The 12,915-nt window shown below is 67.6% G+C and carries 12 protein-coding genes and 2 pseudogenes; 11 read left to right on the forward strand and 3 right to left on the reverse strand.

Translation table 11 applies throughout. The annotated features are described in order from the left end of the window. Positions 1–18 precede the first annotated feature (18 nt). From VFV19_12360 to VFV19_12370, 3 genes are read left to right on the forward strand one after another with little or no spacing between them, the layout of a single operon-like run. Positions 19–381 carry a cupin domain-containing protein gene (locus VFV19_12360; protein HEX4825092.1) on the forward strand — a complete coding sequence of 121 codons (363 nt, stop codon included), beginning with the start codon at positions 19–21 and terminating at the stop codon, positions 379–381. Then, positions 378–1,022, forward strand: coding sequence for a dihydrofolate reductase family protein (locus VFV19_12365; GenBank protein ID HEX4825093.1), 645 nt, complete (start codon positions 378–380; stop codon positions 1,020–1,022). The genes VFV19_12360 and VFV19_12365 overlap by 4 nt, the downstream gene beginning before the upstream one ends. Then, a complete protein-coding gene (locus VFV19_12370; protein ID HEX4825094.1) occupies positions 1,019–1,546 on the forward strand; it encodes a dihydrofolate reductase family protein in 528 nt (175 codons plus the stop codon). Before VFV19_12365 ends, VFV19_12370 begins: the two co-directional genes overlap by 4 nt. On the opposite strand, the gene VFV19_12375 is transcribed toward VFV19_12370, so the two are convergent. From VFV19_12375 to VFV19_12385, 3 genes and pseudogenes are all read right to left on the reverse strand, one after another. Next, entirely contained in the window at positions 1,547–5,503 is a 3,957-nt protein-coding gene (locus tag VFV19_12375; protein HEX4825095.1) for a thrombospondin type 3 repeat-containing protein, read from the reverse strand. A 24-nt stretch (positions 5,504–5,527) separates the two neighbouring features. Further along, positions 5,528–5,635, reverse strand: a pseudogene (locus tag VFV19_12380) (thrombospondin type 3 repeat-containing protein). Positions 5,636–5,683: 48 nt separating this feature from the next. Next, positions 5,684–8,161 (reverse strand): annotated as a pseudogene (locus tag VFV19_12385) (thrombospondin type 3 repeat-containing protein). A 153-nt stretch (positions 8,162–8,314) separates the two neighbouring features. On the opposite strand from VFV19_12385, the gene VFV19_12390 reads away from it, so the two are divergent. The 8 genes from VFV19_12390 to VFV19_12425 all read left to right on the forward strand — a co-directional run bounded on the left by VFV19_12390 (position 8,315) and on the right by VFV19_12425 (position 12,913). Further along, positions 8,315–8,758, forward strand: a complete 444-nt coding sequence (locus VFV19_12390) for a nuclear transport factor 2 family protein (GenBank protein HEX4825096.1) — start codon at positions 8,315–8,317, stop codon at positions 8,756–8,758. Between the two features lie 10 nt (positions 8,759–8,768). Beyond that, positions 8,769–9,170: a DUF4259 domain-containing protein gene (locus tag VFV19_12395; protein HEX4825097.1), complete on the forward strand. Its 402-nt coding sequence runs from the start codon at positions 8,769–8,771 to the stop codon at positions 9,168–9,170. Continuing rightward, on the forward strand, positions 9,167–10,129 hold the full coding sequence (locus VFV19_12400; GenBank protein HEX4825098.1) for a hypothetical protein: 963 nt from the start codon (positions 9,167–9,169) through the stop codon (positions 10,127–10,129). The genes VFV19_12395 and VFV19_12400 overlap by 4 nt, the downstream gene beginning before the upstream one ends. A gap of 67 nt (positions 10,130–10,196) precedes the next feature. Further along, the gene (locus tag VFV19_12405; protein HEX4825099.1) at positions 10,197–10,538 is read left to right on the forward strand and encodes a hypothetical protein; all 342 of its coding nucleotides are present in this window, start codon (positions 10,197–10,199) and stop codon (positions 10,536–10,538) included. Beyond that, positions 10,517–10,978, forward strand: coding sequence for a hypothetical protein (locus tag VFV19_12410; protein HEX4825100.1), 462 nt, complete (start codon positions 10,517–10,519; stop codon positions 10,976–10,978). The genes VFV19_12405 and VFV19_12410 overlap by 22 nt, the downstream gene beginning before the upstream one ends. A gap of 5 nt (positions 10,979–10,983) precedes the next feature. After that, on the forward strand, positions 10,984–11,511 hold the full coding sequence (locus tag VFV19_12415) for a GNAT family N-acetyltransferase (GenBank protein HEX4825101.1): 528 nt from the start codon (positions 10,984–10,986) through the stop codon (positions 11,509–11,511). Then, positions 11,508–12,563, forward strand: a complete 1,056-nt coding sequence (locus VFV19_12420; GenBank protein HEX4825102.1) for a prephenate dehydrogenase/arogenate dehydrogenase family protein — start codon at positions 11,508–11,510, stop codon at positions 12,561–12,563. Before VFV19_12415 ends, VFV19_12420 begins: the two co-directional genes overlap by 4 nt. Next, on the forward strand, positions 12,560–12,913 hold the full coding sequence (locus VFV19_12425) for a hypothetical protein (GenBank protein HEX4825103.1): 354 nt from the start codon (positions 12,560–12,562) through the stop codon (positions 12,911–12,913). The genes VFV19_12420 and VFV19_12425 overlap by 4 nt, the downstream gene beginning before the upstream one ends. Positions 12,914–12,915 lie beyond the last annotated feature (2 nt).

Genomic DNA, 12,915 nt, shown 5'->3' on the forward strand with positions numbered 1-12,915 from the left:
GCCCCGGAAGGAGCCTCCATGAAGATGACGATCGCCGCTCTCTCGCTCGTGACGGCCTTCTCCGTGCTCGCCGCGACACCGGCCTCGGCGCCGGATCCCGTCCAGGTCAACGCGAAGTACATCCAGGTCAAGCTGGACAACCCGAAGGTGCGGGTCTTCGAGTCGGTTCTCAAACCCGGCGAGAAGGAGCAGCGCCACGGGCATCCGGCGACGGTCGTTTACGTCGTGTCGGGCGGCAAGGTAAGGAACCACATGGACGACGGCACCGTGAAGGAGATCGAGTGGAAGACCGGCGACACGGTCTACCGTGAGCCGCTCGTCCACTGGGCCGAGAACATCGGCGACACGACGCTTCGCGTCCTCGTCGTGGAGCTGAAATGAGCCGCGTCCGCGTCGCGGCCTTCGGCGTCTCGATCGACGGGTTCGGCGCCGGGCTGAGCCAGAGCCTCGAGAATCCGATGGGAGTTCACGGCCTCGAGATGTTCGAGTCGTTCTTCGCCACGCGCACGTGGCAGCGCATGCACGGCGGCGAAGGCGGCGAGGCCGGGATCGACGATGCCATGGCCGCGAAGAGCTTCGAGGGGATCGGCGCGTGGATCCTCGGGCGGAACATGTTCGGCCCCGTGCGCGGCCCCTGGCTCGACGAGAGCTGGAAGGGCTGGTGGGGGGACGAGCCGCCCTATCACACGCCGGTCTTCGTGCTCACGCACCACGCGCGCGCGCCGCTGGCCATGCGGGGCGGGACGGAGTTTCGGTTCGTCACCGACGGGATCGAGTCGGCGCTGACGCAGGCGAGAGCGGCGGCGAGGGCCCTGGACGTCCGCATCGGCGGGGGCGTCTCCACCGTGCGCCAGTACTTGCAGGCGCGGCTCATCGACGAGCTGCACCTCGTCCAGGCGCCGGTCGTCCTCGGCGGCGGCGAGCCGCTCTTCGCCGGGCTCGATCTGCGCGCGCTCGGCTATCGCTGCACGGATCGCGCGACCGGAGAGCGAGCGACTCATTTCACGCTGACCCGATCATGAGGACTTCGGTCTTCTGCGGCGTCAGCGTCGACGGCTATCTGGCGCGTCCCGACGGAGCGCTGGACTTTCTCGATGAAGGCGGCAACGAGCCCCACGGCTACGAGGAGTTCTTCGCGTCGGTCGACGTGCTCGTCATCGGCCGCAAGACGTACGAGACCGTGCTCGGATTCGGGACGTGGCCCTACGGCGAGAAGCCGGTCTTCGTCCTCTCCTCCCGGCCGCTCGTTCCACCACCCGCGGGATCGCTCGTCGAGCGGCTTTCCGGTACCCCTCGCGAAATCGTGGCGACGCTCGCGGCGCGCGGTTCTCGCCACGCGTACGTCGACGGCGGGATCACGATCCAGCGGTTTCTCGCCGCGGGCCAGATCCAGCGTCTCACCGTCACACGCGTCCCGGTGTTGATCGGGAGCGGGATTCCCCTCTTCGGCACTCTTCCCGCAGACATCCGCTTGAAGCACGTGATGACACGCTCGTTCAGGAACGGACTCGTGCAGAGCGAGTACGAGGTCGTCCTCGTCGAATGATCAGTGGCAGCTCGAGGCGACGCGCGCCTTTTGCGCTGAAGGCTCGCCGTACGACGACTCTTTGACACCGTCGAAGTACTGGACGAGGTAGAAGAACACCTGGCCGGGAGCGGGAATCGCCTGGTCGGCCTGTCCCGCTGCGCTCAGACCGGTCGCGCCGAGACAGACCGTCGTCCCCAGGTCGACGTTCGACCCTGCGACGCGAAGCTGGTCGAGGCTTCCGCGCACCACGTCGAAGTGCTGCGCTTGTTGGACCGGATTCCACGTCACCTGCGTCAACGATCGTCCGGAGACGTGCAAGGTGATCGGATCCACGACCCCGTTCTGATCGTGCGGAACGTTGACGACATCTCCGGCGGTCGCGGAGTTGCCCGAGGCATCGGTCGCGCGGTACCGGATCGTGTAGTCCCGCCCAGGGCCGTCTCCGGCGCGCTCCGCGCGCAAGAGCACGTCGAGATCCGTCGTCCCGATCGCAGCGCCCTGGATGTCGTCGGTCGTCTGACCGTCGCCGTTGCCCGCCGCATCGTCGGGCTCGCTCGAGAGGACCGCATCGAGCGTCAGGCGTGGAGCGGGATCGCAGAGATCGTGAACGGTCACCGTGCTGTGGACCGCCTGCATGGCGTGATTCGGCGGCCACAATTGGCGCGGGCTCGTGTCGACCGTCAAGACGGGGGCGATCGTGTCCACGACGTCGACGAGGACGTCGTCGGTTCCCGTCTCGCCGGACCGGTCGGTCACGCGAAGCGTGATGCGGTGGACTCCGAGCGACATCGGAAGATCGAGCGTCACGCCGGTTCCGAGCACGCGTTCCGAGGGAGAGCCGAGGCCCTCGAGCCACTCGAACGAGACGATGTCGTCGTTCGTCCCGGGGGTCGAGTCGTCGTCGGTCGACGCCAGGCCGCTCAAGTGCACCACGCTGCCTCCGGGTCCGGCACACTCCAGCGTCTGATCGGGCCCCGCCTGCGCGACCGGTGCGTGGCACGGGGACCGGCTCTCGATCACGAGGTGCACGTCGTCGAGGGCGGCCATGATGAAGTTGATCGAGCCCTCCTGTTCGAACACGATCGTGATCGCCTGTCCTTCGAGCGTCTGGAGGAGGCCGGTGACGTCGACCGAGCGTGCGTTCGGGCCCGGCTGCATCGGTGGATCGCCGGGCCTCGTGACGAAGACGTCCGTGGCAGTTCCTCCAGCAGTGATCTGCACGCGCCATTCCTGCGATGGGTGCGTGAAATTGGATGCGTAGTTGTACACCCGGTCCGACCAGACGAGCGTCGCACGATCGACCTGCGCCGGAACGGTCACGACCTGACTCAAGCGGACGGGCCCGAGCCGCAACTGGAAACCCAGAGCGTCGTGGGATCCGGAAATTGGTGGGATCGGGCCGGTCGGCACGGGCGGACGGATCGTCCCGTCGTTCAGCCGGAAGCTCCCAGCCGGCGAGCTCGGAACCGTCCACCCGGTGAACCCGTTCTCGAACCCGCCGTTCTGCACGAGATCGGTCCTGACCCGATTGGGGACGTGGGGACACGAATCGCAACGGTCGCCGTACCCGTCGCCATCGAGATCCGATTGGTCCGGGTTCGCCACGTCGGCGCAGTTGTCGCATGCGTCGCCGACGCCGTCTCCGTCCCGGTCGGATTGATCTCCGGTCGCGAGCAACGGGCAGTTGTCTGCACCGTCGAGGACGCCGTCGTGGTCGGTGTCCGGATCCCGCGGATTCGTCCTCGTGACGGCGATCTCGACGCCGTCGCCGAGGCCGTCATCGTCGGTATCGGCGTTGAGCGGGTCGGTGTGCGCGGCCTGTTCGGCTAGGTTGTCGAGCCCATCGCCATCCGGGTCGGCGTGCTGCTCGCCGGGAACGAGGGGATTGAAGCCGTGAGCGACCTCGAACCCGTCCAGCAAGCCGTCGCCGTCGGTGTCGGGGTTGTCCGGATCCGTCCCGTGGATCGCTTCGTCGTCGTCGCTGAGTCCATCGCCGTCACGATCTCGCGGCGTGCGGAAACAGATGCCGGTCGGTTGGATGTCCCCCACGGTTAGCCCGCGAAGCTCGGCGCCGGTCATCGCATCGAAGACGCGGAGCTCGTGATACGACGGGACGTACAGCCGCCGTCCCTCGTAATCCAAGGCGATGAGATCGTAACCGTACCAGGTATCCACGGTCCGCGTGAACGCGGGCGCCGTCCGGAACTCAGCGGTGACAGGGTCATACACGAACGCTTGGACCGAACCAGGGACCGGTGTCGTGGAGCCGCCATCGGACCGCACGTAGTACCGCGTGCCGTCGGTAGAGAAGACGCCCGAATTGCCTCCAGGACTGGCGAGAGCCCGTTGGCTGACCGGCGTGATCCCGGGGATACGGAACGAGAGCGCTGCGGCGGAGGTGCTCCCGCTGACGGTCAGGATCGCTACTCCCGATCGCGCATCCGGCGCGCAGTTCACGTTCACCGGATACGACGTCGTGCTGAGGACCTCGCCGGTATCGCTCACATGTCCTTGATCGTCGATCGTGAGCCGGCGGACCTGGTTCGGGGTGAACGTCGTGACCAGGATGGAGCCGTCGCGGCACACGTCCACCGCGTCGCATTGCGCCGTGCCGAGATCGAATGTGCCGATCTCCGCTCGGGCTGCCGTGTCGACGATCGAGAGCGTTCCCGACGGGTAGTAATAGCTGCAGGTCAAGAGGAAACGGCCATCGGCGGTGGCCGCGAGGTCGCCGCCCCGGCTCGTGATCGGGATCGGATTGGTTCCCGGGGCGAACGCCGGCGGGTTCGCTGCGGGATCGACGACCCAGATGTGATTCTGTGAGTCGGTCATGTAACCGAGATGGCCGTCGGGCGCCATGACGCAATCCGCGTTGCCCGAGTTGCCGGCGTAAACCCTTCCCGCGGTCGCGTACGCGTGAGAGTCGACGACCGTCGTGTAGAACGTCTCGGCCACCATTCCGTATTCAGGGCGATGGTCGTCGGCGGGATCGAGAGGGTTCGTCCCCTGATAGATCTCGTTTCCGTCGGTGGTCCCCCCGCCGTCGGTGTCCGGCTTCAACGGATCGGTTCCGTACTGGTGGACCTCGGCACCGTCGTCGATGTCGTCATGATCGGTATCGGGGTCGCGCGGGTTCGTACCACGCGCCACTTCGTCCGCGTTCGTGAGGCCGTCGCCGTCGATGTCGCCACCGGGGTCGCCGAGAAACTCGATCGTCTTCGCCGCGCCGCGGATCGCGAAGTCGTCGAAATACCACCACGCATCGGAACGGAAGGTGTTGACGGTGAAATAGACTTCGATGACCGAGCCGGCGAACGCCGAAAGATCGAGCGAAACCGGCGTGTAGCCGCCCAAGAGGCCCCGGAACTCCGCGAGCGAAGCTCCCGTCGTCGCATTCGACACGACGATGCTCCCCGACGCGGAAGTCGGTGAGCCTGAGTACCAGTTATTGAGCTCGAGCCGAGGCGAACTGCCCGCAGCGAGGCCGAATCGCTCGGAGACGAGTGCCGAACTGAAGCCATAGAAGGAATACGGTGCGTAGATCCCCCAGGCGTTGACGCCGGAAGCCGCTTGGTACGGGCCGCTTGTCGGCGGGCCCCAGGTCCAACCGCTGCTGTCGTCCGCGAGATGAAACGGCCCCGGGCTCGATTCGAAATCGTAGACGACGTCGCCGGGAACCCCGATCCCAATCTGCTCGGTGTCCTGGCCACCGCAATGCACGACTTCCGCGGAGGGGTCGACAACGCTCAACGTGACGAGCCCGTTCACGAACTCGACGAGCGCGCGGTTCGTACCGCCGCCTTGGACGAGAATGCCCTGGCCTGCCGAAGCACCGAAAACCGCCGAGCCATCGACCGTCAACGTGACGCGCACTCCGGTCAGCTGATCCAGCAGCCGACCGTTGCGCTGATCCACGAGCCGATAGGTCACCTGCGACGGCTGTCCCGCGATCGAGAAATTCGACCCGCTCGGCATCGCTTCCAAGGGAAGGTGAGGCGTCGGGTCGCACGCGTCGCCGATCCCATCGCCTTCCGCGTCGGCCTGATCGGGGTTCGGCACGTCGGGGCAGTTGTCGGTCGCGTCGAACACGCCGTCGTGATCGGGATCATCGCAGGCGTCGCCGATTCCGTTCGGATGGACGACGTCGGCCTGGTCGGCGTTCACCGTCAACGGGCAGTTGTCGGAGCCGTCGGGGACGCCGTCGCCATCGGAGTCGGCGACGTAGGGATCGGTTCCTTGTGCGACCTCCTGGGCGTTCGTCGCGCCGTCTCCGTCGGGGTCGTCGCCGGGGACCAGGAACTCGATCGACTTCCCGTTGCCGCGGATCGCGAAGTCGTCGATGTACCAGCCGGGTGCGGTCTCGCCGTAGTAGCTCCGGAACGCGAATGCGATCTGGATCTCTTGGCCCGCGAAGCCGGCGAGGCTGAGAGACTTCCTCTGATACCCGCCTTCGGAACCCTGGAGGATGTCGAGATACGTCCAGCCGCTCGAGAAGTCCGCCGACGCCTCGATGTCCCCCTCGTCATTCCCCGCCGCGCTGAACCAGCTCCGCAACTCGACGCGTGGAGTTCCCAATTGATCGAGGCGGATCCGAGGCGAGGTGAGGCGGGCGTTCATCCCTTGCGGGTAGTCGCCGGCCAGGTTCGTCGCCCAGACGTTCGTTCCAGAGAAAGCTTGCCCCGGTCCGGACGTCGGCGCGCCGAGCTCCCACGCGTCGTTCGTCCCCGAGTGCGTAAACGAGCCACCGCCGCTCTCGAAGTCCTCGAAGATGTCGAGCGGAATCGCGATCCCGTTGTGCTCGGTATCTTGTCCGCCGACGACCACGACCTCCGCGGTGCCGTCGCTCACGGACAGAGTGACGAGCCCGTGGACGAACTCGACGAGCGCCCGGTTCGTGCCGCCTCCGCTCAACAGGATTCCTTGGCTTGCAGCGTTGCCGAAGGTCGCCGATCGGGCGAGGGTCAACGTGACCCGCACGCCTGCGAGCTGGTCGAGGAGATGACCGTCCGCCGGATCGACGAGCCGGTAGGTCACCTGGACAGGCTGACTGGTGAGCGCGAAATCTGCGCCGGTCGGTTTGCATTCGAGCGCAATCGTCGGATAGGGATCGCACGCATCGCCGAGCGAGTCGCCGTCGGTGTTGACCTGGCTCGGATTCGCCAGGTCCGGGCAATTGTCGGTCGCATCGAAAACGCCGTCGCCGTCGGGGTCGTCGCAAGCATCGCCACGCCCGTTGGGGTGGACGAGGTCGGCCTGCGTCGGGTTCGCAATCGTCGGGCAGTTATCGCTCCCGTCGAGGACACCGTCGTCGTCGGTGTCGGGAAGCGTGGGATCGCTGCCGGTGGTGTGGACCTCCGTCCCGTCGTCGAGGCCGTCGCCATCCGTGTCCGCGTTCGTCGGATCGGTGTGCGCCGCTTGCTCGGCAAGATTGTCGAGCCCGTCGCCGTCCGGGTCCTGCGCTTGCTCGCCGGGGACGAGGGGATTGAAGCCGTAGCGGATCTCGAACCCATCCAGCAGCCCGTCACCGTCGGTGTCCGGGTTCGTCGGGTCCGTCCCGTGGTCGAGCTCGTCGACGTCGTCGATGCCGTCGCGGTCCAGATCGGTGTAGGGCCGGAAGCAGATCCCGGTGGACGCCGAAAGTGGCGCGATGGCGATCGGCGCCTGAGCCTCGCCGGTTGCGGCGTCGAAGACGCTCACCTGCTGGAACTCCGGCACGTAGAGCCTGTTCCCGGTGTGATCGAGCGCGAGCTGCTGGATGCCGATGTACGAGTTCGTGGCGCCGACGAAGAGGGTGAACTGCGGCGTGTCACCGAGCCGACTGGTCCTTTGATCGTACGTGTACGCCTCGACGCTCCCGTAATACTCGCGGACATAAAACCTCCGACCGTCGCTCGACATGGCACCTGTTCCGGCGCCGTACTCGGTCAGGGATCGGCTTGTCACCTGGCTCAACCCAGGCACGCGGAAGGCCACAATGGAGTCCGCAGATATCGCCACCCCTGAATGCGCGTCCGGCGAGCACTTCACATCATAAGGAGCGAACAACGACAGGAAATCGGATGTGGGCTGGAGGTGGCCGGAAGCGTCGAGGACCAATCGTTTCACGCCGTAAACATCGGCCAGGAGCACCGTGCCGTCCGAGCAAACGTCAACCGAGAACGGGCTGCCGCCAGGTGAGTACGTACTGCGCTCGACCCGTGCGGCAGCGTCGACTACGGAGAGCGGTGACGTGCCGAAGGCGTTGTTGATCACCAAGAACCGCCCGTCCGCGGTCGCCGCGATATCGCCGCTCCTCATCGAGATCGGAATGGGATTCGTACCCGACGCGAGCCGCGGCGGCGTCGTCGAGAGATCGAGGACCCAAAGGTGAAAGTGACCATCGGTCACATAGCCCAGCCTGCCATCGGGCGAGACGACGCAAGCGCCGGAGGTGCCGGCATCGAGGATTACGCTTCCTCGCGCCGACGGGGGATTCGCCTCGAGGGCGAACGCCGTCGCCCCGGCGTTCAGAACGATCCCGGGATCGGGCTGCGAGCTGGGTGTGACCGGCAGCACCTTGCGTTGATTGAGGCCGGCCCGCGCGGCCGTCGCGCAGACGACGCCGGCGATGAGCATGGCGGTGCGACGGTTCATCTGCAGTCCCCCCCCCAAGAATGCTGGCAGGAATATACGTTGAGCGGGCGGCGCCGTGGACCCGAATGGTCCTGATGAGGCCCCATCGATTACCCGTTGCCTTCCGCTCCTCGCCTTCTGCACAATGAACGCCCTCCCCACAGGAGATCGTCCATGCGCCTCGCCCTCGTCCTCGCCGCGGCCTTGTTCCCGGCCGGTCCGTTCTTCGCCACCGATCAGGCCGACGTGATGGCCGTGGCCCAGAAGTTCGTCGACGGCTTCAACAGCGGCGACACGAAGTCGGCGCTGGCGACGTGCGCCGAGAACGCGATGATCATCGACGAGTTCCCGCCCCACGCGTGGACCGGGTGCGGCGCGTGGGCCGCCGCGTACGACGCCGATGCGAAGAAGAACGGGATCTCCGACGGCGTCGTCACGCTCGGAAAGCCGAAACATGTCGACGTCAGCGGCGACCGGGCATACGCCGTCTTTCAGGCCGACTACGCGTACAAGCAGAAGGGAAAGTCGATCATGGAGTCCGGGTCGATCTACACCTTTGCGTTCCAGAAGAGCCCCAGCGGCTGGCGGATCGTCGGCTGGACCTGGGCGAAGTACTGAGCCGCATCTTTTGGGTACGCACGGCATCGGCCCGTTCGAAGGCGACGACGCGGCGGACTGGGCCGCCGGTCTCGTCGAATCCGACACCATCGACTCGGTGGCGGAGGCGCTCATGTCCCTTCTCTTGAAGAAGGATGAGCCGCCCGAGGCCCCCGCCTGCGCGCGGGCGATCGCGGCCGCCGAGATCGTCGCCGCCCTCTCGGGCCGCGGTGCCGACGATCTTCCGGAAGAGATCCGGCGCTGGGCGGCGTACCGCCTGGGGACCGCCGACCCCGAGCTGGTGTCGGCCGCTGCCCGCGCCATCGACGCCGTCCTCATCGGCTCCGAGCTCGACGAGCTGTGGAAGGACACCGATCACTACGCCGCCTGGCGGGCGCGGCTCGCCGACCTGTCGCGGCGGCTCCAACCGTGATCCTCGCGGCCGTTCTCGCCACGGCCGCCCTCGCAAGGGAGCCGGTGGGCACGACGCCTCACTTCGCCTTCTACAGCGACTTCCAGACGAATCTCAACGACGCCCTCGTGGCGGCAGGTCTCGCAAGGAAGCGGCACGAGCCCGAGGCGTTCCAGAAGGGCGACGAGGCGGCATGCTTCGCGAAGCTCTCGACGCAGGAGCGCGCGGCGTGGGACGCGGCGGTCTCGTACTACGAGACGGCGGTGTCCTCGTCGTCGTGGGACGCGCGCGAGCAATACCTGATCCGGATGCAGCTCGCCGGCTACGACGGCGAGATCAAGACCGGCGACGACGCGCGCCTCGTCGGGCTCGCCCGCTCCATGCGCGAATCCGCAGCTCCCGCCTACGAGGCGTGCCGGTGGAAGGCGCAACAGGCGGCGAACCACGGGTGGATCGATGCGCTGCGAGCGCAGCTCACGAAGGACGAAGCGCGAATCGCGGCGCGGCTCGAGAAGCTCTACGGGAAGACGTGGCCGAAGCTGCCGATCCCGGTCGACGTCGTCCAGGTCGTCAACTTCGCGGGCGCGAACTCGATCATCGATCCGCCGCACCTCCTCGTCGCGGTCGAGAACGAGGGCCTATCGGGACTCGAGGTCGTCTTCCACGAGGCGTCGCACATCCTGATGGCGCGCGGCGATCCGGTGCAGAAGGCGCTCGCCGATGCCGCCGCGGCGTCGGGCAAGCGGCTCCCGCCGGACCTCTGGCACGCCGTCCTCTTCTTCACGACCGGCGAGGCGGTGCGCGCCGTTCTCGCGGAAGACGGCGTCGCATACACACCGATGGTCGAAGCGCTCTACAAGCGCGGCTCATGGGCCGAGGACAAGGACGCGATCGAGAAGGCGTGGCGCCCCTACGTCGAGGGGAAGCGCGACCTGGCATCCGCCGCGTCGGCGCTCCTCGCGGAGATGCCGGCGAAATGAAGTAGAAGCGTGTGGTCGCAACTCTCGACGCCGGAGCCCGTAAGAAGATAGTGACGGAGGCACACCGATGCGTAGATCCTGGCAGGGGCTCGTTCCGGCGTTGGTGATCGGGTTCGGAATCGTCGCCGCGACGTTCGTGGCGAAGCACGCCGCCGACTGGGGGATCACCGTTCTCGTGGCGCCGGCGGTCCTCGGTACCATCACCCTGATCGCGGACGCGCTCGCGGGGCGCCGCCGCCCATCGCTCGGCGCGTGGATTCTCGCCGCCACGTGCATCTTCGTGAGCTTGATCGTCGGGCCCGAGGCACCTCGTGTGGCGGAGTCGATGCCGCTCATCGGCACCGTCACCTGGCTCACCCTCCTCCTGCCGAACAGCCGCCCGCAGCCGTGCTCACCGCCGCGCTCCTGATCGCGGCGGCCGCCCTTCCCGTCCAGACGCTCGACGGCGTTCTGCGCGCGTATCCCGCCGACGCGGCAGCGCCGAGGTCGATCTTCGTGGTCTCGTATTCGAAGGCCGGCTCGAAGCAGGCATCGGCCTGGACGAAGCGCCTCATGGACGAGCGGGCGGGAATCGCGGCCTCGCTCTTCCAGGTCGCGGTGATGGACGACGTCCCGAAGCTCTTTCGCTCCATGGCGATCTCCGGGATGTCTCACGACGTCCCGATAGCGATGCACGATCACTTCTGGATCGTCTCGACCGGTGGTGCCGATTGGCGGGCCCTGGCCGAGCCGCCCTCCACGAAGGAGGCCTCGGTCTTCGTCGTCGAAGGACGCGAGAAGGTCGTGTGGAAGGGTCACGGTGAGCCGAGCGAGGCGGCGGTTCGAGAGCTTCTCGGGCTCTTCCCTTAGGTCCGATGCGCATCCGGCTCGCCGAGACCTCGGACATCCCCGCTCTCGCGTCGGTCATCGAGGCCTCGGCGCGCGGGCTCAGCGACGGCTTCTACACGCCGCGGCAGGTCGAGTCCGCGATCAGGTACGTCTTCGGCGTCGATTCGCAGCTCATCGCCGACGGGACCTACTTCGCCGCGATGAACGGCGAAGAGATCGCCGGCTGCGGCGGGTGGAGCAAGAGGGCGACGCTCTACGGCGGCGACCAGGCGGGAACGCGGTCGGCACGGCTCCTCGATCCGTCCCACGAGGCCGCGAGGATCCGCGCCTTCTTCGTGGCCCCGTCGCATGCGCGCGCCGGTGTCGGCACCCTGCTCCTCGAGGCGTCCGAGGACGCGGCGCGCACCGCCGGGTTCCGCCGCATGGAGTTGATGGCGACCCTTCCCGGCGTACCCTTCTACGCGGCGCGCGGGTACGCCGCCTCGCCGCCGACGCGCGACACACTTCCCGACGGCACGACGATCGCGTTCGTGCGGATGGAGCGCCTCCTGTGAGCCGAGACCGGATCGACCAAGCCCGCACACGGATCGCCGAGATCGACCGCGAGCTGATCGCGCGCGCCGCCGAGCGCCTCCGCCTGGGACGGACGATCGGCGAGCTGAAGCGCGGCCTCGACCTTCCCACGGTCGACTACACGCAGGAGCGCGCCGTCCTCGATCGCGCGCGCGCCGTCGCGGCGGAGCACGGGGTCGATCCCGAGATCGCGGTCGACCTGTGCGCCGTCCTCATCCGCGCCGCCGTGTCGGCGCAGGACGAGGACCGCGTGCGCTCGTCCGCGACCGGCAAGGGGCAGCGCGCGGTCGTCCTCGGGGGCGCCGGACGGATGGGGCGCTGGTTCATGAGATTCCTCTCGGCCGAGGGGTTCAGAACGGCGTCGATCGATCCCGCCGGTCCACCCGACGACGCCGATGCGGCCACCGCGGACCTCGTCCTCTGCGCCACACCGCCGGCGGCGACCGCCGCGCTGTATCGCGAGTGGTCGAGCTCTCCGCCCTCCGGCGTGATCGTCGACATCGCGAGCATCAAGTCCCCTCTCCTCGAGCCGATCGCCGCGCTTCGGCGCGCGGGGGCGCGCGTCGCCTCGATGCATCCGATGTTCGGGCCGTCGGTCGTGCTCTTGCGCGACGCCGACGTCGTCGTGTGCGACACCGGCGACGCTGAGGCCGGTGCGGCCGTCGAGCGCCTGTTCGCGCCGACGACCGCGCGTCTCGTGCGGATGCCGCTGGCCGAGCACGACCGGATCATGGCCGATCTCTTGAGCCTCGCCCACGCGACGGCGATCGCCTTCGCGTACGCGCTCCCCGGGGTCGATCCGCCGGTGCGCAGCACGACTTTCCAGGCGCTCGAGGCGCTCGCCGCGCGCGTCGTGCGCGAGAGTCCCGACGTCTACTTCGAGATCCAGGCCGACAACCCGCACTCGGAGCGTGCGCTGGCGCGCCTGCGCGATGCGCTGGATCGGCTCTCGAACGCGGTCGCATCGCGGAATGCGGAAGCGTTCAAGTCCGTGATGGCGCAGGGTCGGCGGCGCACGGAAGGCGGCTCATGAAGCCGGCACCGATCAAGCCTCTCGTTGGGATCGCCGACGTCGCGAATCTCGACGTCCGTGTGGGAACGATCGTGGCCGTCGAAGATGTGGCGAGCTCGTCGAAGCTCGTGCGCCTGCGCGTCGACTTCGGCGACCACACGCGGACGATCCTCGCCGGGATGAAACAGGAGCGTGCGAACCCGAAGGAGATCGAGGGCAAGCAGGCGCTCTTCGTCGTCAACCTCGAGCCGAAGAAGATGGCCGGCGAGATTTCGGAGGGGATGCTCTTCGACATCGGCTACGAGGACGGGATCACGCCGGTTCTAGGGGTCCCGGAGAAGCCGGTCCCGAACGGTTCGAGGGCCGGATAGAA

This window comes from Candidatus Polarisedimenticolaceae bacterium (genome assembly GCA_036275915.1).
Classification (GTDB): Bacteria; Acidobacteriota; Polarisedimenticolia; order Polarisedimenticolales; family DASRJG01; genus DASRJG01.